Here is a 17,792-nt window from a genome sequence, read left to right as displayed (position 1 = left end):
TTACTCTCTTAATATATAAGCACCAGCAAATTTGCCAAGCGCAATAAAATCTCTTGCCTCATTTTCGCTTTTAAACCCTTTTAAATAAACTCTATAAAGAGTCACTCCATCTTTTACACCTTCTTTTATACCACTTGTGTATCTATCATCAACCAACTTATACTTTGAAGCATATCTTCTTGCTCCATCTTTATTTCTAAATGCACCAATTTGCACAAAATAATTATCCATTACTATACTTTTTGTTTTACTATATTGGCCTATTACTCCGTCAAAACCGATTACTTCTATTCTAACTGGAGCTGTTCCTTTCTTTACCATATCAATCTTATGAGCAGCTTCATTTGATAAATCAATAATTCTATTTTTTACAAAAGGTCCCCTATCATTTATTCTTACAATTGCAACTTTTCCATTTTCTAAATTTGTAACTTTTAGCATTGTATTCATAGGTAAAGTTTTATGAGCTGCAGTCATCGCATACATATTATAGTATTCACCATTTGAAGTTAGTTTATTGTGAAAATTTGGTCCATACCAACTAGCAATCCCACTAAAAGAATCACCAATACTTACTTTTGTAGGATAATAAGTCTTACCTAAAACAGTATATGGCCTCATAGTGGCTCTGTGCATATTTTTTGAATTATTTATCGTGTTTGTTCTAGGAGTATAACTTTGATTTCCTGTATAAACATAACTTCTAGTAGAACATCCTAAAAAAACAAATGAAATTACAAAAAGGAGTACAAGCCTAATAGATATTCGGTATAACAATTTTTTCTCCAACTCTTATCATAGAATTTTTTTTATTATTAAGTTTAAGTATATCACTAATAGCTACATTAAACTTTCTAGAAATTGCTCCGATTGTATCTCCATTTTTGATAATATAATTTCTAGTTTTAGGCTTTAAAACTGGTATAATCAAAGTTTTATTTACCCTTAGTATATTTGAGTGAAGTTTGTTAAAATCTTTTATAAGCTTATATGAAACTCCATATCTTTTACCTATTGAGTATAAAGAATCTCCTCTTTTTATCCTATGAACATAAAAACGACCACTATCTTTTTTAGGATCATAATTTGCTTTAAAAATACTTTCCTTACCATATGGAATATAAATATGATATTTTTTACTTGTTGGAGGAGTAAATCCATATCTTAAATGTGGATTATATGATTTTAACTCTTTATATGACATTCCAATACTATCTGCTATTGCGCTTAGTGTTGCTCCTGATTTTACATAGACTTTTGTAAAAGTATGTGAAGTTCCTCTATTCATAAGATAACTTGCATCATGCCCTACAATAAAATCAGTACTATTTGATATATACTGCATCATCATGATTTTTCTTATATAAAGTCTACTCTCTCTTGGAATATATTTTTTTCTTGCATTAAGTAGTACTCTTAAATCATCACTTTTTGCTCTTTTGATAGCCCTATCAACCCTTCCTTCACCACAATTATAAGCTATTGCAGCCAAATACCACTTACCAAATCTTTTATGTAAGTATTTAAGGTATTTTATTGCAGCTTGTGTTGATTTAATGGGATCTCTTCTTTCATCAACATAAAGATCAATTTTAAGTCCAAATTTTCTAGCAGTATAAGGCATAAATTGCCAAATTCCAACAGCTCTAGCTCTTGAGTAAGCACTTGCTACAAAATTAGATTCAGCCATTGCAAGGTATAAAAATGCTTCTGGAATCCCAGCTTCATGAAGCATATTTTGCAAAACTGGTATAAATCTATTTCCATTTTCTAAAACTTTTAAAAAGTGTTTAGTTCTGTATCTATCAGCATCATCTTTCATCTTCATAAAAACAAGGTCAGTCATAAAAGTTGGGCTTATATCTAGACTTTTTAAAACTTTTGCCTGCTCTTGATAATCATTTTGCGTACTTAAAAATGCAAAACCACTTTGAACTAATAGTAAAAAAGAAAATAAAAATTTAAACATATACCTATCCTGCTGAATATAAACAATTATATTATCTTAATTTGTCTTTGCAAATGCTTTAAATAACCTTTTCGCGTTACTTGTTGTTATATCTTCAACCTCTTTTACACTCAAATTGAGTAAATCTGCTACTTTTTCTACAACCAACCTAGTATAAGCTGGTTCGTTTCTTTTTCCTCTATGAGGATGTGGTGTTAGATAAGGAGCATCTGTTTCAATCAAAAGTTTTTCAAGTGGAATTTTAGGTAAAATTTCAACTAAATTTTTAGCATTTTTAAAAGTCAAAACTCCTCCAATTCCAAAATAAAATCCCTCACCACTCAATGACAATAAATGAGGACTTGCATTGTAACAGTGCAATACCCCACCAACCTTATTAGCCTCATTTTCAAGTAAAACTCTTTTACTATCGTCATTTGCATCTCTTATGTGAACAATTAAGGGCTTATTGACACTTTTTGCTAGCTCAATATGAGCTTTAAAAACATTTTGTTGAGCCTCTTTTTCTAATTGTTTTTCATCTTCATCATCAGGAAGCCTAAAATAATCAAGTCCACACTCACCAACAGCTATACACTTTTCATCTTTTAAATACTCTCTTAAAATCTCTTCATCATATTGCTCATGATGATAAGGATGAACTCCAGCTGCATAAAATATATTTTCATTTTTACTAGCTATCTTTTTTGCTCTTTGCAAGTCGTTAATATCAGCTCCTGGAATTAAAACACCTTTAACTCCGTTATTATAAGCATTTAAAATAACCTCATCTAAATCCTCAAAATATCTTTCATCATCCAAATGTGCATGAGTATCTATTATCATTCATTTATCTCCACTCTATTTCTACCTGAATTTTTTGCATTGTAAAGTGCCATATCTGCTTGGTTTATAATCTCATCAATATCTTCTTCATTGTCAAAAGAAACACCAATTGACACAGTATAACTTATATTTTCATCACCTACAAAAAATTGGTTTTTAGCAATTTTGAGCCTCAATTTTACAAAAAATTCTACAGCACTATTTTTATCTATATCTTTTAAAAGTACACAAAACTCTTCGCCACCAAATCTAGCAATAATATCTGAGCCTTTTATATTATCTTTTACAACTTCAACTAGCTCTTTTATCGCCCTATCACCAACATCATGCCCATAGGTATCGTTTATATCTTTAAATTTATCAATATCTAACATACCAATAGCAAATGGCTCACCATTTTGCCTTGCTTCACTTATGTAATTTTCTGCTTCTTTAAAAAAGCTTCTTCTATTCATAGCACCTGTTAAAAAATCAGTATTTGCCATATCACTAATAGTTTCAATATACTCTAAAGATTCTATTGCATTATTTACTCTACAAACTAATTCTTCTTTTGTAAAAGGTTTATGTATAAAATCATTTGCTCCTACTTTTAAAAACTTAGCACTTATCATGGGATCGTCATTTGCAGTAATTGCTAATATACTTAACTCCACTTTGGAGTATTCTTCTCTGATTTTTTTAGTAAGTTCAAATCCATCAATTACTGGCATATTATAATCTGTTAAAACAAGCTTTATATCTTTGTTATCTTCTAAATAACTAAGTGCTTCTTCTCCGTGAGCTGCACTTAAAACCTTATACATTTGGGCTTCTAGGGTTCTTTTTATCTCATTTCTTATAGTTATAGAGTCATCAACTACCATAACTTTATAATTTTTATTCTTGTACAATCTTTCAATAAGAGCAAAAATATAATTTACATCATCCATATTGCCTTTAAAAACATAATCAATTATATCTTTTTTTAAAATTTCCTCCCTTGTTTTTTTATCAACATTTGCAGTTAACACAATAGCAGGTATTTTTTTTGATATCATATAATCAACTACTTCACCATTAGGAGCATCTGGAAGGTTCAAGTCTAAAAGAGAAACAAAATAATCATTGTTTTTAGATAATAAAACCTCTGCTTCTTTCAAAGAATGTGCAATATCAACTTCAAACTCAATATTTTGTGCAATCTTTTTTGCAATCAACTTTGATAATGCTTTATTGTCTTCTACTACTAATATTCTTTCCATACCTTACTCCCTTTCTCAAAGTAATTTTTTAGCAAATTCTAGCGCTTCTTGACTTATGTTTTCACCACTTATCATTCTTGCTAACTCTTCTACTCTTTCTTTATCTTTTAACTCTTTAACACTACTTTGCCCATTTTCTTTTGTAATTAAAAAATGAAAATCAGCAACACTAGAGAGCTGAGGTTGATGAGATATTGCAAAAATTTGATATTTGTCTGAAAGTTTTTTTAATACATTAGCAACACTCATTGACTCTTTTCCACTTAAGTTTGCATCAATTTCATCAAGTATTAAAATCCCTCTTTTATCCATCAAATACTCACTAGAAGTTGCAATAAAAGCAAGTCTTAATCTATTAAACTCACCTGAACTAATTTTTTTAATATTTACATTTCCAAGCTCAACTTCTAGTTCATTTTTTCCCAACTCATAAAGTTCTACTTGTTTATTAATCACATTTACTTTTGGCATATAAAGCATATCTAAGTAACTATTTATTTTTTCATTTATCTTACTTAAGTATTGCTCTCTATTTTTTGATATTTCATCTGCTAAATTTTCTAACTCACTTAAACGAGTTGCACACTCTTTTTGCAAACTACTCTTTTTAAAACTAATATTTTCGTATTCTTCTAACTCTTTTTGTTTTTTATCTCTATACTCTAAAACTTCTTCGATTGAACCATATCTAGATTTCAGTGATGAAATTTTTTCTATCCTATCTAAAAGGCTCTCTACATCAACATCATCTAAATCTTCCAGCCTTGCTCTTTCATCTTCTAATATAACTCTAAGTTCATTCAGTGTTTCATCAAAAAAACTACTATCTTTATCTATCAGTGATAAAAACTCATTAACACTACTTTCACACTCAAAGATAGCATTGGCACTCTCTAGCGCTTCTGAAATTTTTTCTTTTCTTGATAACTCTTTTTTGAGATTCATCAACTCTTCATCTTCTCCAATTTTTGGAGAAATTTCATCTATTTTTGAGATTTCAAACCTTGCAAACTCTTTTAATTCTTCAATTTTTTTCTCTTTACTTTCGATTTCATCAAGCTTATTTTTTAATTCAATATACTCTTTAAAATCATTTTTATATTTTGTAACTTCTTCTACATGTAAAGGATTATCTTTTGCGATAATAGCATCTAAAAGATTTATAAGATTTTCATTTTCAAACTCGCTGACTTCTTTTATACTAAGATAGTTTATAAAGCTTTTTGAAATGCTATTCATCATCTTTTTAGATACACTGTTTGCATTTATAAAGTATCTTACGCTTTTAGTTTTAGTATATTTAAATATATTTATATCTTCACTTTCTATACCATACTCTTCTAAATCTAACTTACCACTAATTGTAGCTTCAATCATGCTAGCATTTGCTTCAGATTGTCCAAATAAAGAGAGTATGCCTTGCATAAAAACTGATTTTCCAGCGCCACTTGGTCCGCTAAAAGCAATCAATCCTTTACCAAATTCTAAATCGCACTCTTTAAAAGATAATTGATCTTTTAGATACAATCTCTCTAACATTTCGCTCCCCAATGAAGTTTTTCTTGCAATACTTCAAAATAATTTCTATCAATTCTATGAATCAATTTTGCACCACTACTTGCTATTTTTATACTAACTTTATCTATTTTGCTCATATCATATGTATCTTGTCCATCAACTATGATGACAGTTTCTTCTTTTGTAGTCTTAAAATCCACTTCAAAATTAACAGGTAACACTAATGGCCTTTGAGTAAGTGAATGAGGGCAAACTGGAGTTAAGATAAGAGCTTCAGTTAAAGGATAAACAACTGGACCGCCTGCAGATATATTATATGCAGTAGAGCCAGTTGGAGTTGATACAATCAACCCATCTCCATAATATGAGTTTATCATAAAACCATCAATATATGCATCAATCGTAGCCATTCCTGAAAGCTTCGTCCTTGAAAATACAACATCATTAAAGGCTACCAGTTTTTCTATTTTACCCTCTACATGTAAAGAAACCTCTAGCATCATTCTAGTATCAATTCTATACTCACCTCTAAAAATTTTATCAATGAAAGTATCTATTTCTTCACATTTTAAATCAGTTAAAAAACCTAGTTGTCCTGCATAAATACCCAAAATTGGTTTTTCATATAAAAAACTTCTTCTACAAAGTGATATAAGCGTTCCATCTCCTCCTAAAGAGATAAGAAGATCACTTTGATTGCACATCTCTTCAAAGCTTACACCTTGTACATGTAGAAGCTTTGCACTTTGTTCTTCAACGAGTATTTCTACATTGTATTTTGCAAATGCATTTTTTATTTTGTGATAGTAATCTCCAAGAGTTGTATCCTTTGGTTTACTAACAAGGCCTACGCATTTTATCTGTTTTAATTTTTCATTTTTATCTGTTATTTTCATGTAATGATTTTACAATTAATTTGATTAAGTAGTGATTATGCCCACAAATTTATTTTGCGAGCATAATGAGGTTATTTTTCAGATATAGTTTTTGCTAATGCTTGTATCTCTTCATCGCTCAAAGTTATAATTTGACCTTTCATAATTGATTTCATAGCTCCACCATAACTTCCATCTTTATATCCTTTTAAAGCCAAAAGAACTTTATTTTCATCCCAACCTGCAATTACTTTTGAAGTATTTAGAGCTTTTTTTTCAGCATTTACTCCATGGCAAGTTGCACATTTTGAAGAAAACAATTTCTCACCATTAACCAAATTTTTATCACCACTATCTTTTTGCATACTTGGTATTGTTGGAATTTGTGGCATTGAAGATGTTTTTTGAACACTATCTAGTGCTTCATTTACTGTTTTAGCAACATCTTTTGTTATTTCTTCAGTTTTTTTTGCAACTTTGGCATTAATCACTTCTGCTTTTTTTACAACTTCTTTTGATATCTCTTCTACTTTTTTGCTTGTTTCTTCAACTACTTTTTCTACCTTTACGTCTTTAATCGCATCACCTACTTCACTAGCCTTTTCTTTACTTTTTTGTACAACTTTTTGCACATCAATATTTTCTACCTTTTTAGTAACTTCTTTTACCTCTTTTTTTGATTGATCAGAACAACCAACTAAAGCTAAAAAAATAATCACAGATAATAAAACTCTCATCATTCTCTCCTTTTAATTTTATGTATCTATTATAGCAATAATTTTCTAAATAAAATAATTTACTTGAAATAAAATTATATATTAAGTATCTATTATAGAACTTTTAGATAAAATAATAGCTTATTAAATTTTGAGGAAAATTATCTTGAGAAGTCATTATTGTACAGATTTAAACGAAAATAATATAGGTGAAATTGTAGAGGTATGTGGTTGGAGCAATAACAACCGTGACCATGGTGGGGTTATTTTTATTGACCTTAGAGATAAAAGTGGCTTAGTACAGCTTGTTTGTGACCCAGCTGATAGCAAAGAAGCTTGGGAAATAGCAAATAGTGTTAGAGATGAGTATGTTCTAAGAGCAAAAGGAAAAGTAAGAGCTAGAGGCGAAGGTCTTGAAAATCCAAAATTAAAAACTGGCAAAATTGAAATTGTAGTAGAAAAACTGATTATTGAAAATGCGAGTGAGCCTGTACCATTTGTAATTGGAGATAATAGTGTTGGAGAAGAGACTAGATTAAAGTATAGATATTTGGATTTAAGAAACCAAAAATCTTATGAAACTTTCAAGCTAAGAAGTAAAGCTAGTATTGCTGCTAGAAACTTGCTTGATAGTAGAGGATTTTTAGAAGTTGAAACTCCAATTTTAACAAAATCAACTCCTGAAGGTGCTAGAGATTATCTTGTACCAAGTAGAGTACACAATGGAGAATTTTTTGCTCTTCCTCAATCTCCACAACTTTTCAAGCAACTTTTAATGTGTTCAGGTTTTGATAGATACTTCCAAATTGCAAAATGTTTTAGAGATGAAGATTTAAGAGCTGATCGTCAACCAGAATTTACTCAGATAGATTTAGAGATGAGTTTTTGTGACCAAGAAGATGTGATTGAAGTTACTGAAGCACTTTTAAAAGATATTTTTACTGCTTGTGGACATGAAATTCAAACTCCATTTAACAGAATCAGATATAAAGATGCTATGGAAAAGTACGGTTCAGACAAGCCTGATTTGAGATATGATTTGAGTATGGTTGATGTTATTGATATATTTGCAAGAAGCACAAATGAAATATTTGCAAATATTGCAAAAGACAAAAAGAAAAATCGTATAAAAGCTTTAAAAGTGCCAAATGGTGACAATATATTTTCAAAAAGACAGATGAAAGGTTTTGAAGATTATGTAAGAAAGTTTGGTGCTGCTGGACTTGGATATTTTCAAATGAAAGAAGATGGTCTAAAAGGTCCTCTTACTAAATTTTTTAGTGAAGATGATTTAAATGAAATCATAAAAGTAACTGATTTAAAAGTTGGTGATGTTGTATTTTTTGGGGCTGGTGCAAAATCAACAGTTTTAGATTATATGGGAAGATTTAGAATCTACTTAGCTGAGCTTATGGATATAATTCCAAGTGATGTTTTTGAGTTTGTTTGGGTAGTTGATTTTGACATGTTTGAAGTAGAAGAAGGAAAAGTAAAAGCACTTCATCACCCATTTACAATGCCAAAAGATATCAATGCTCCTATTGATGAGATGGAAAGTATAGCATATGATATTGTACTAAATGGTGTTGAACTTGGTGGTGGAAGTATGAGGATACATAAAAAAGAAATTCAAGAAAAAGTTTTTGAACTTCTTGGAATCAGCGAAGAAGAAGCAAACGCAAAATTTGAATTCTTACTAGATGCACTAAAATTTGGAGCACCTCCACATGGTGGACTTGCTATGGGATTAGATAGACTTATAATGCTTCTTACTAACTCAGAAAGCATTAGAGATGTCATAGCATTTCCAAAAACTCAAAGAGCTCAATGTCTTCTAACTTCAGCTCCAAGTAGCGTTGATAACGATCAATTAAGAGAGCTTGGAATTAGACTAAGAGAGAAAAAGAGTGTCTAAATCTCTTTTTCTGATAATTGGAGCACCAGGTAGTGGAAAAACTACAGATGCCCAGATTATTGCTAAAGATGATGAAAACATAGCTCACTTTTCAACAGGTGAGCTATTAAGAGCTGAGATTAAAACTAAAAGTAGTTTAGGAAAAACCATAGAATCTTTCATAAACAAAGGAAACATAGTTCCAGTTGAAATTGCACTTGAAGCTATAATCAAAGCTATAAAATCTACTACATGTAAAACTATTCTCATAGATGGCTATCCTAGAAGTATTGAGCAAATGATTGGATTAAATAACAAACTAAAATCAGAAAATGATATAACTCTAAAAGGTGTCATTGAAGTAGTAGTTAGCGATGAGGTTGCTCAAGATAGAGTTCTTGGCAGAAATCGTGGAATTGATGATGATATGAAAGTTTTTGAACACAGAATGAAAGTTTACAAAGAACCTCTAAAAGATATAGAAAATTTCTATAAGAAACAAAATTTGTTATTTAAAGTAAATGGAAATCAAGATATAAAAAGTGTCGTTGAAGAGATAAATAAAATCATTTTATAAAAAGCTACATGTAGAACTTCTCTACATGTAGCTTAGTATTTTTATTTTGAAACTTTAAACTCACCCATCATATTGTGAATTTCATATCCATCTTTAATCCAACCCATGATACCACCTTTTAAATAGTATACGTTTTTAAAACCATAAACTTTTTTTAGTTCATTTGCAGCCATTGCACTTCTCGCACCTAATTTACAATAAATCACAACAGTTTGAGAAGGTTTTAATGCCATTGCCTTACCAACAGCAGGAGCTACCATACCTCTTGGAATTGCTTTCCATTCCATAGCCATAATTACTCCAGCAGCAACTTCCTTTGGCTCTCTTACATCAACTAGAACAAAGTCTTTATCTTCATCCATCCATTTAGCTAATTCTTTTGCACTGATTCCTGCAGCTTCTTTTTGAGCAGCTTTAGCATAAGCTTTCCATTGCCCCATTAACTCTTTCTTTAGCGCTTTATCAGCACTACTAACATCAGCTGCATTCAACGATAATGGAACAGCAACACACACTAACATTAAAAGTTTAAAAAACTTCACATTAACTCCTTTATAAAATTTTTTTATTTAAATTATTAATCTCAAACCATATTAACCTAGAGGCTCATTAACCTCAATTTTGCAATCATTACCTTTACACTCAATATTTGCATCAAAGTAGTAAACTTTACTCATATCAGCTCCACCTTCTTGAGCTTTATTCCAAGCCTCAAGACTTCTTGCTCCTGCTGAACAGTTAAATACTATAGTTTTACCTTTTGGCAATTTAGAAACAAATTCTTTTGGACTTTTTATTTTTTCTGCTTCTATGTTAATAGCACCTACTAGGTGACCTTCTTTAAATTCATCAGGACTTCTAACATCTACTATTTGTACATTTTTAAGATTTTTATAGTTTGCTTTAAACCATTCTCCATCTACTGTACCCTCATCTTCTCCTGGCTTTACACCTGCAATCATTTTAACAGGAGCCAAATTTTCTTTTTTTGCTACTGGTTTTTTAGCTTTTCCACCTGTAGTTGGTAGTCCTGATTTTTTCCAAGCTGGCATTCCACCTGCATATACTTTTACATTTTTATATCCTAATGATAAAAGTTTTCTAGCTATAACATGAGACTTTCCACAGTGATATCCTCCGCAAAAAGTTATAATAGGTGTATTTTTATCTGCCGGAAATCTTCCTTGAAGTTCTTCTACTTTTGTATCTGGAATTGAAATTGCACCTGGAATTGTTGCACCTAAGAACATCTTATGTGGTCTAGCATCAATTATAACTGCACTATTTTTTTTCATAGCACTACTTACAACTGGAGTAGCTACTTCAACATAATATTTTTTTGCCCACTCAGGCTCTCCTGCTTGGTATAATTTTACATTGCTAAAGCCTTTTGCTTTTAACATTCCTGCAACTTTTGGACTTTTACCACAGTGCCATCCACCACAAAATACTAAAATCTCTCTATCTTTTTTTACATCTTTTAACTGACCGAAATACTTATCAAACTCAGTATCTGGGATATTGATACTTGAAGGAATTGTACTTTTTAAATACATTTTAGAAGGTCTAGCATCAATTAAAAGTGCTTTTGCACCTTTTCTTGTACCATTTCCAATAGCTTTTTTTGTATAATCAAAATCAACAATTTCTAAATTATATTTTTTTATTAATTTCGCAACTTTTGCAGTTGGCTTATGCAACTCTTTTTTTTGCACAGGTGCTGTAGAATAACTTGTACTACAACCACTCATTAAAAGCATAGCTGATACAACTAACGCCCCAAATATTTTCTTTTTCATAACATCCCCTTTAAAGAATTTACTTAAAATAATTTTTACTACAAATGAATATTTGTAATAAATATTTAACGTTAGTATATAATTAGTTAACTTAATTTTATATTATATTTATCTTATATTAAATTTATAATTAGATTATTTGGCGTTATGAACTATATGTAGTACTTTATATCTGTTATTAATTATTGATATTTAAAATTCATTTTTTAAAAAATAACTATCAATTCCATCAGCAATGCCTTTTACGAGTAAATCTTGATAGTGTGAATTAAAAATTCTTTTTCTCTCCATAGTGTTTGAGATATATCCTACTTCAATTAGAATTGCTGGCATTTGAGCTCCTACTAATACCCAAAATGGAGCTTCTCTAACTCCACCATCTCTTACATTACTATATTTGCTTCTAAGACGATTTAGCATACCTTGTTGAACATCTAAGGCTAGTTTATTTGCTTGAATGATTTTTTCTCTATTAAATACACTTAAAAATGTTTGTTTAGAAAAATAATTCATCTCTTCCAAATCACTTTTATTTTCTAAAGCTGCAACATTTTTACTTCTATCACTCCTAGCAGGAGAGAGAAAAAATGTTTCTACACCATGAAGGGATTTCTTTTTTGATGCATTTGCATGAATACTTAAAAAAAGATCAGCATTTTTTTTGTTAGCGTATGAAGTTCTATCTCTTAATTTTATAAATTTATCTCTTGTTCTTGTAAAATATACTCTGTATCCTCTTTTTTTGAGAACTTTTCCTGCTCTAAGAGCAATTTGAAGAACTGCATTTTTTTCATACTCTCTTTTACTTCCTATTGCTCCTGAGTCATGTCCTCCATGGCCAGCATCTATTACAATAGTTTTATTTGTTTTTATAAGTTTATTGCTTAGTATATTTGGCTTAATTTTTGTTTTTTTCTTTGTTTTAAAAAATATATCTAGCCTATTTCCATATATATTGTATGTTGATTTAAACTCTTTTTTTCTCTCAAGCACAATTCTTAATATATTTTTTTTATACTGAGCAATCCTCAAATCACTTAAACTCTCAGGAATCTGTAATTTTGGCGTTTTATACAAAACTGCTTTTATATCAAAAACCTCTCTACTACTTGACTTACTTTTTAAGAAAAATCTTTTTACATCTTTTTTATTTAATGGCTTATCAAAAACTAGTTCAAGTTTGTTTCCAACTATTGTTATATTATTCAAATTTGAAATAGTTTTACTTTTCGTAGTTAAATTTCCAACTTTTATATTTTTTTTATTGTCGCTTGTTTTTGGTGTAATTTTTTTAGTAACTTTAGGTTTACTTGTCACATTCTTTTGGATTGTACTAAACTCTTTTTCATAACCACTTGCATCAAGTTTTAAAATATGAGATGTTTTAATTAAACGCTTAAGAGTTTCTTTTTTTATATTCTCATTATTTTCTACAATAGAATATATATAAATTTTTTTAAGTCCATGATGAACCCTTAAAAGTTCATCATCACTTACTATTGGTATCAACCTATCATACTCTTTAAGTTGATTTATATAATTTGTAGCACCAAAAGTGGCGCTAGCAATCAGAAGTACTAAAAATAGTAACTTAACTATTTTCACCATGAGTCAACTTATGAAGTAATTCCTTTACGCTAATAATCTCTTGCAATTTATACCCATTAGCACCAGTAAAAAACAAACCTGTCTCTTTTTTGCCCATAAAGGCATCACTTAATCTATCAGCGATACAATACCCAACAGCTTTTGCCTCAACACCTCTATGACAAGGAGCAACACAATTACTAATACATTTAATAGCAGGCCCTTCTCTTTTTTCTACCATCTCTATAAGATTTGTTCTAATACCCCTAGCAGGATAACCAACTGGAGATTTTAGAAGCTGAATGTCTTCTTCTTTTGAAGCTAAAAGAACTTCTTTAAAATTATCACTGGCGTCACACTCATGTGTTCCTATAAATCTAGTTCCCATTTGTACACCATCGGCACCAAGTTCCATCATACGCTCTATGTCAGTTTTATCCCAAATTCCTCCAGCTGCAATTAGTGGAAAATCACCCCACTCTTTTATCTCTTCTTTTACTGGTTTTATTAAATTTTCTAGTTGATACTCTTCCATCTTGCACTGCTCATAAGTAAAACCTTGATGTCCACCACTAAGAGGGCCTTCAACAACAACTGCATCAGGAAGTCTATTATATCGTTTTGTCCATCTTTTACAAATAATCTTAAGAGCTTTAGCAGAGCTAACAATTGGAACCAAAGCAACATCAGGATAATCTTGTGTAAATTCTGGCATATTTGTTGGAAGTCCAGCTCCGGTTATTATGATATTTATGCCAGCTTCACAAGCGTCTTTTGCAATCCTATCATAATCATTACTAGCATATAAAATATTTGCCGCTAATGGCTTATCGCCAGCTATTTTTCTAGCATTTTTAACAATAGCTTTTAATCCATCTTTTGAGTAAAAGTTTGTTGAGTTCAAAGGTCTTTGATTTATGTCTTTTGCGCTATATTTGTTATCATTATAATATCCAGTTCCAACTGAACTTATAACTCCAAGACCTCCTTCTTTACTAACATTACCAGCTAGTCTATCCCAACTAATACCAAGTCCCATACCACCTTGAACGATGGGTTTTTCTATTGTGTATTTTCCAATTTTTAACGGCTTAAATGTCATTTTAAACTACCTTTAGCTTAGCAAATTTTCTCTTTCCCACTTGGAGTATATACTCACCACTGACTAATTGTAGCTGTTCATCACTTATTTTTTCTTGATTTACTTTTACTCCACCTTGTTTTATATCTCTTCTTGCTTGAGAAGTAGATGGAGATATTTTACACTCTACCAAAGCTTTTGCAATCCAAACTTCACCCTCAATTTCAAAAGATTTTATATCACTTGGAAGCTCATTTTTTTTATGTATATTATCAAATTCTTCTTTAGCTTTTAGTGCTTCTTCTTCTGAATGATATCTCTTTGTCAATTCCATAGCTAATTGCTCTTTAGCAACTTTAGGATGAAGTTTTCCACTTTTTACCTGCTCTTTTTTAGTTTCTATCTCTTCTAAACTAGCTGAGCTTAAAAGTTCATAGTATCTCCACATCAAATCATCTGAAATACTTAAAATCTTTCCAAACATATCACTTGGCTTATCAGTAACACCAATATAATTGCCTAAAGATTTGCTCATCTTATTGACGCCATCTAAACCTTCTAAAAGAGGCATCATAACAACTGCTTGTTCTTTTCCAACATTATAAACTCTTTGCAGATGTCTTCCCATAAGAAGATTAAATTTTTGATCAGTTCCACCCATCTCAATATCACACTTCATAGCAACACTATCATAACCTTGTAAAAGTGGATATAAAAATTCACTTATTGAAATTGGTGTTTGTGACTTATATCTTTTTTCAAAATCTTCTCTCTCTAACATTCTTGCTACATTAAATGTTGTAGTAAGTTCTATGATTCCACTAGCTCCAAGAGCATCAAGCCATTTTGAGTTAAACATAACTTCTGTTTTATCAGGATCTAATATTTTAAACACTTGCTCTTTATAACTTTGTGCATTTTTAGCAACAGTTTGCCTATCTAATTTTTTTCTTGTTTCATTTTTACCTGTTGGATCACCTATCATCCCTGTAAAATCACCTATCAAAAACTGTACAATAGCTCCATATCTTTGTAAAACTGCCATTTTTTGAAGCAAAACTGTATGACCAAAGTGTAAATCAGGAGCAGTCGGATCAAAACCAGCTTTTACATAATAGTTAGTTCCATTCTCAAAATAATCATTAACCAACTTTTCAATTCTTTCAAAATCAATTATTTCTGAAACTCCACGCTTTATCTCATTTAGTGCTTTTTGTACCATTCTAACTCTCTCTTAATTTTTTATTTATACGCATCATGAACAGATACAAACTCTATTACTTTGTATCTTGCTTTTATTTTTTCTCTTGCTAATTCCATATTTTTATCAGGCAATTCCAAGATCATTTCAAAAAAGTCTGCATGTCCCTCTTCTGATTTACCTAACTCTATAGTTACAAGATTGATTTGCATTTTAGCTAAATATTGTAAAAAAGTTGCTAAAGAGCCCCTTTTGTTTTCCAGACTGACTATAAGTTTATATCTATCAGGTGCTTCTCTTGTCCATTTTACAAAAACCATCTGCTCTTTTCTTGCCATTAAGGATGCTGCTCTTGCACAAAGTTTATGATGAACTATAACATCTGATCCTCTTTTAAAACCAATTATAGCATCCCCTCTTTTTGGATGACAACAATAATCAAAGAGCACATTTGTAATATTTTGGTTTGAATAAATTACAATATTCTCAAATTTTTGTTTTTTAATCTGATATCTATCAATTTTTAATAATGGGAAGATAAGCTTATCACTTTTAGGATATTTTTTAAGTGCATTTACTACATCTTTGAAATAAACAGAATCAGTTGCAATTTTATAAACTTTTTCTAAAAGATTTTCTTTTTCAAGCCATATTTTTATCTTTTTTTCTCTTACATTAAAAACAGATATTAATAGGTCTATTGCAACCTTATAATCAATTTCTCTCATCTTGGCTCTACAATGAGATGCTATTGCATTTCTTGCTTTTCCAGTTTTTACACTATTTACCCAACTACATCTATATAAAGGTTCTTTTGATGTAATAATCCTAATAATATCGCCATTTTTAAGTTCTGTTAAAAACGGGGTTTTTTGTTTATTTACATAAGCTTCTTTTGCATGTGTTCCAACCTCAGTATGAACTGCATATGCAAAATCTAAAACCGTAGCTCCTCTTGGAAGTGTAAAAATATCACCTTTTGGTGAAAAAACTGCAATATCTTCACTATATAAATTATCTTTTGCAATCTCGTAGAATTCTTCTATATTTTCAGCAGTATCATCTTGAGCTTTAAAATCATTTAACCACTCTAAATTTGGGTTTAAGCCTCCACTTTTATATTTCCAATGAGCTGCTACTCCAAACTCTGCAGTTTTATGCATATCAATTGTTCTAATTTGTGATTCTATTATGGACTTATCATCAAATACCGTAGTATGAATTGTTTGATATCCATTTTCTTTTGGAATTGCAATGTAATCTTTAAATCTAGAAATTAAAGGATTAAAATTTTGATGAATAATCCCTAAAGCCAAATAGCAATCAAGTGGCTTTTGAACTATAATTCTAATTGCAAGCATATCTAGAACTTCTTCCATAGATATACCTTTTCTTTGCATCTTTAAGTATATTGAATAGTAGTGCTTAACTCTTCTTTCTATCTCAAAACTATCTTCGCTAAATCCATTTTTTAGCATCAAAGATTTAGTTTTTGATGTAAAATGATTCAATCTTAATTGCAATTGTTGTTGATGCTCTTTTATATAAACATCAATTTTATTGTATTCTTGTGGTAAAACATACTTAAAACTCAAATCTTCTAAAAGATTTTTGATAGTAGACATACCCAACCTATGAGCAATTGGACCATAAACAACGATAGTTTCCTCGCCAATACGCTTTTGTTTTGCTTTACTCAAATGCTCTAATGTTAGCATATTATGTAATCTATCACATAATTTTATAACCAAAACTCTAACATCACTAATTGAAGCAAGAAGCATTTTTCTAAAACTAAGGGCAGAAGAAATTAGTTTTTCATTTGAAGTTGATGGAACCAACTCTTCGCCTCTAATCTCCATGATTTTAGTTAATCCATCAACCAAATGAGCCACTTCTTCATTGAACTCGTCTTTTACCTCTTGAGATGTACAACAAGTATCTTCAATAACATCATGTAAGAGACCAGCGATAATCATATCTTCACCACCGCCAAGATATGCTACAAATACTGAAACTAAAATTGGGTGAATTGCATATGGCTGGCCGCTTTTTCTTAATTGTCCTTCATGCTTATTTCGTGTAAAACTAATAGCTTTTTTTATATTTTCACTTTTAGGAACATATTCATATAAAAGCTCTATAGCTTCATTTACATTAGTGCAAGCTTGGACGCGTTCTATTAATCTTTGCATTAATCAATATTCGATAAAGACTCTATTGAAATTTTTCCTTCAGCTACTTCTAAAAGAGCAATATCAGTAAATTTTGCATCACTGCTTTCTACTTTAACTAATGGCTCTGCTCCATTTGAAAGTTGCTCAGCTCTTTTTGAAACTAAAAGAGATAATTTATATCTATCATCTCCCATTCTTTCTAATGCTTTTGCTGTTATTTTTTCTATTCTCATTTATTATCCTTTTTATTTAATTTTCTTCTTTAACTTGAACAAGTCCAAGTTAAATTCATCTCACTGAAGCACGAAACTGAGTTTCTGTACTTTTTT

16 protein-coding genes are annotated in these 17,792 nt (G+C 30.3%); 2 read left to right on the top strand and 14 right to left on the bottom strand.

The features are described from left to right. The 7 genes from ACKGJI_RS03730 to ACKGJI_RS03700 all read right to left on the bottom strand — a co-directional run bounded on the left by ACKGJI_RS03730 (nt 1) and on the right by ACKGJI_RS03700 (nt 7,168). Complete coding sequence (locus ACKGJI_RS03730) at nt 1-777, bottom strand: septal ring lytic transglycosylase RlpA family protein (RefSeq protein WP_458701224.1); 777 nt, start codon at nt 775-777, stop codon at nt 1-3. Then, on the bottom strand, nt 755-1,969 hold the full coding sequence (locus ACKGJI_RS03725; RefSeq protein ID WP_458701223.1) for a lytic transglycosylase domain-containing protein: 1,215 nt from the start codon (nt 1,967-1,969) through the stop codon (nt 755-757). The genes ACKGJI_RS03730 and ACKGJI_RS03725 overlap by 23 nt, the downstream gene beginning before the upstream one ends. A 36-nt stretch (nt 1,970-2,005) precedes the next feature. Further along, a complete protein-coding gene (locus tag ACKGJI_RS03720) occupies nt 2,006-2,794 on the bottom strand; it encodes a TatD family hydrolase (RefSeq protein ID WP_458701221.1) in 789 nt (262 codons plus the stop codon). Further along, nucleotides 2,791-4,038: a GGDEF domain-containing response regulator gene (locus ACKGJI_RS03715; RefSeq protein WP_458701220.1), complete on the bottom strand. Its 1,248-nt coding sequence runs from the start codon at nt 4,036-4,038 to the stop codon at nt 2,791-2,793. The genes ACKGJI_RS03720 and ACKGJI_RS03715 overlap by 4 nt, the downstream gene beginning before the upstream one ends. A gap of 15 nt (nt 4,039-4,053) precedes the next feature. Beyond that, nucleotides 4,054-5,577: an AAA family ATPase gene (locus ACKGJI_RS03710; protein ID WP_458701219.1), complete on the bottom strand. Its 1,524-nt coding sequence runs from the start codon at nt 5,575-5,577 to the stop codon at nt 4,054-4,056. Then, nucleotides 5,571-6,452: an NAD(+) kinase gene (locus ACKGJI_RS03705; protein ID WP_458701218.1), complete on the bottom strand. Its 882-nt coding sequence runs from the start codon at nt 6,450-6,452 to the stop codon at nt 5,571-5,573. The genes ACKGJI_RS03710 and ACKGJI_RS03705 overlap by 7 nt, the downstream gene beginning before the upstream one ends. Before the next feature lie 71 nt (nt 6,453-6,523). Then, complete coding sequence (locus ACKGJI_RS03700; protein ID WP_458701217.1) at nt 6,524-7,168, bottom strand: c-type cytochrome; 645 nt, start codon at nt 7,166-7,168, stop codon at nt 6,524-6,526. A gap of 145 nt (nt 7,169-7,313) precedes the next feature. On the opposite strand from ACKGJI_RS03700, the gene aspS reads away from it, so the two are divergent. Then, nucleotides 7,314-9,062, top strand: coding sequence for an aspartate--tRNA ligase (gene aspS, locus ACKGJI_RS03695; protein ID WP_458701216.1), 1,749 nt, complete (start codon nt 7,314-7,316; stop codon nt 9,060-9,062). Beyond that, a complete protein-coding gene (locus ACKGJI_RS03690; RefSeq protein WP_458701215.1) occupies nt 9,055-9,618 on the top strand; it encodes an adenylate kinase in 564 nt (187 codons plus the stop codon). The genes aspS and ACKGJI_RS03690 overlap by 8 nt, the downstream gene beginning before the upstream one ends. Before the next feature lie 41 nt (nt 9,619-9,659). On the opposite strand, the gene ACKGJI_RS03685 is transcribed toward ACKGJI_RS03690, so the two are convergent. The 7 genes from ACKGJI_RS03685 to ACKGJI_RS03655 all read right to left on the bottom strand — a co-directional run bounded on the left by ACKGJI_RS03685 (nt 9,660) and on the right by ACKGJI_RS03655 (nt 17,696). After that, nucleotides 9,660-10,160 carry a rhodanese-like domain-containing protein gene (locus tag ACKGJI_RS03685; RefSeq protein WP_458701214.1) on the bottom strand — a complete coding sequence of 167 codons (501 nt, stop codon included), beginning with the start codon at nt 10,158-10,160 and terminating at the stop codon, nt 9,660-9,662. A gap of 51 nt (nt 10,161-10,211) precedes the next feature. Further along, nucleotides 10,212-11,417, bottom strand: coding sequence for a rhodanese-like domain-containing protein (locus tag ACKGJI_RS03680; RefSeq protein ID WP_458701213.1), 1,206 nt, complete (start codon nt 11,415-11,417; stop codon nt 10,212-10,214). A gap of 192 nt (nt 11,418-11,609) precedes the next feature. Beyond that, nucleotides 11,610-13,025 (bottom strand): N-acetylmuramoyl-L-alanine amidase family protein, encoded by a 1,416-nt coding sequence (locus ACKGJI_RS03675; RefSeq protein WP_458701212.1) that lies wholly within the window; start codon nt 13,023-13,025, stop codon nt 11,610-11,612. Then, the gene (locus ACKGJI_RS03670; protein WP_458701211.1) at nt 13,009-14,106 is read right to left on the bottom strand and encodes a nitronate monooxygenase; all 1,098 of its coding nucleotides are present in this window, start codon (nt 14,104-14,106) and stop codon (nt 13,009-13,011) included. Before ACKGJI_RS03670 ends, ACKGJI_RS03675 begins: the two co-directional genes overlap by 17 nt. Nucleotide 14,107: 1 nt before the next feature. Next, nucleotides 14,108-15,307, bottom strand: coding sequence for a tyrosine--tRNA ligase (gene tyrS, locus ACKGJI_RS03665; RefSeq protein ID WP_458701210.1), 1,200 nt, complete (start codon nt 15,305-15,307; stop codon nt 14,108-14,110). Between the two features lie 20 nt (nt 15,308-15,327). After that, nucleotides 15,328-17,481: a RelA/SpoT family protein gene (locus tag ACKGJI_RS03660; RefSeq protein WP_458701209.1), complete on the bottom strand. Its 2,154-nt coding sequence runs from the start codon at nt 17,479-17,481 to the stop codon at nt 15,328-15,330. Then, a complete protein-coding gene (locus tag ACKGJI_RS03655) occupies nt 17,481-17,696 on the bottom strand; it encodes a DNA-directed RNA polymerase subunit omega (RefSeq protein ID WP_458701208.1) in 216 nt (71 codons plus the stop codon). Before ACKGJI_RS03655 ends, ACKGJI_RS03660 begins: the two co-directional genes overlap by 1 nt. Between the last annotated feature and the right edge of the window lie 96 nt (nt 17,697-17,792).

This window comes from Sulfurospirillum sp. 1307 (genome assembly GCF_054408545.1).
This window is presented reverse-complemented; position numbering and strand designations above follow the sequence as displayed.

Coding starts and splice junctions, on each gene's coding strand:
- ACKGJI_RS03655 (WP_458701208.1), bottom strand. CDS start 17,696: ATGAGAATAGAAAAAATAACAGCAAAAGCATTAGAAAGAATGGGAGAT.
- ACKGJI_RS03720 (WP_458701221.1), bottom strand. CDS start 2,794: ATGATAATAGATACTCATGCACATTTGGATGATGAAAGATATTTTGAG.
- ACKGJI_RS03670 (WP_458701211.1), bottom strand. CDS start 14,106: ATGACATTTAAGCCGTTAAAAATTGGAAAATACACAATAGAAAAACCC.
- ACKGJI_RS03705 (WP_458701218.1), bottom strand. CDS start 6,452: ATGAAAATAACAGATAAAAATGAAAAATTAAAACAGATAAAATGCGTA.
- ACKGJI_RS03725 (WP_458701223.1), bottom strand. CDS start 1,969: ATGTTTAAATTTTTATTTTCTTTTTTACTATTAGTTCAAAGTGGTTTT.
- ACKGJI_RS03675 (WP_458701212.1), bottom strand. CDS start 13,025: ATGGTGAAAATAGTTAAGTTACTATTTTTAGTACTTCTGATTGCTAGC.
- ACKGJI_RS03710 (WP_458701219.1), bottom strand. CDS start 5,577: ATGTTAGAGAGATTGTATCTAAAAGATCAATTATCTTTTAAAGAGTGC.
- tyrS (WP_458701210.1), bottom strand. CDS start 15,307: ATGGTACAAAAAGCACTAAATGAGATAAAGCGTGGAGTTTCAGAAATA.
- ACKGJI_RS03715 (WP_458701220.1), bottom strand. CDS start 4,038: ATGGAAAGAATATTAGTAGTAGAAGACAATAAAGCATTATCAAAGTTG.
- ACKGJI_RS03660 (WP_458701209.1), bottom strand. CDS start 17,481: ATGCAAAGATTAATAGAACGCGTCCAAGCTTGCACTAATGTAAATGAA.
- ACKGJI_RS03700 (WP_458701217.1), bottom strand. CDS start 7,168: ATGAGAGTTTTATTATCTGTGATTATTTTTTTAGCTTTAGTTGGTTGT.
- ACKGJI_RS03680 (WP_458701213.1), bottom strand. CDS start 11,417: ATGAAAAAGAAAATATTTGGGGCGTTAGTTGTATCAGCTATGCTTTTA.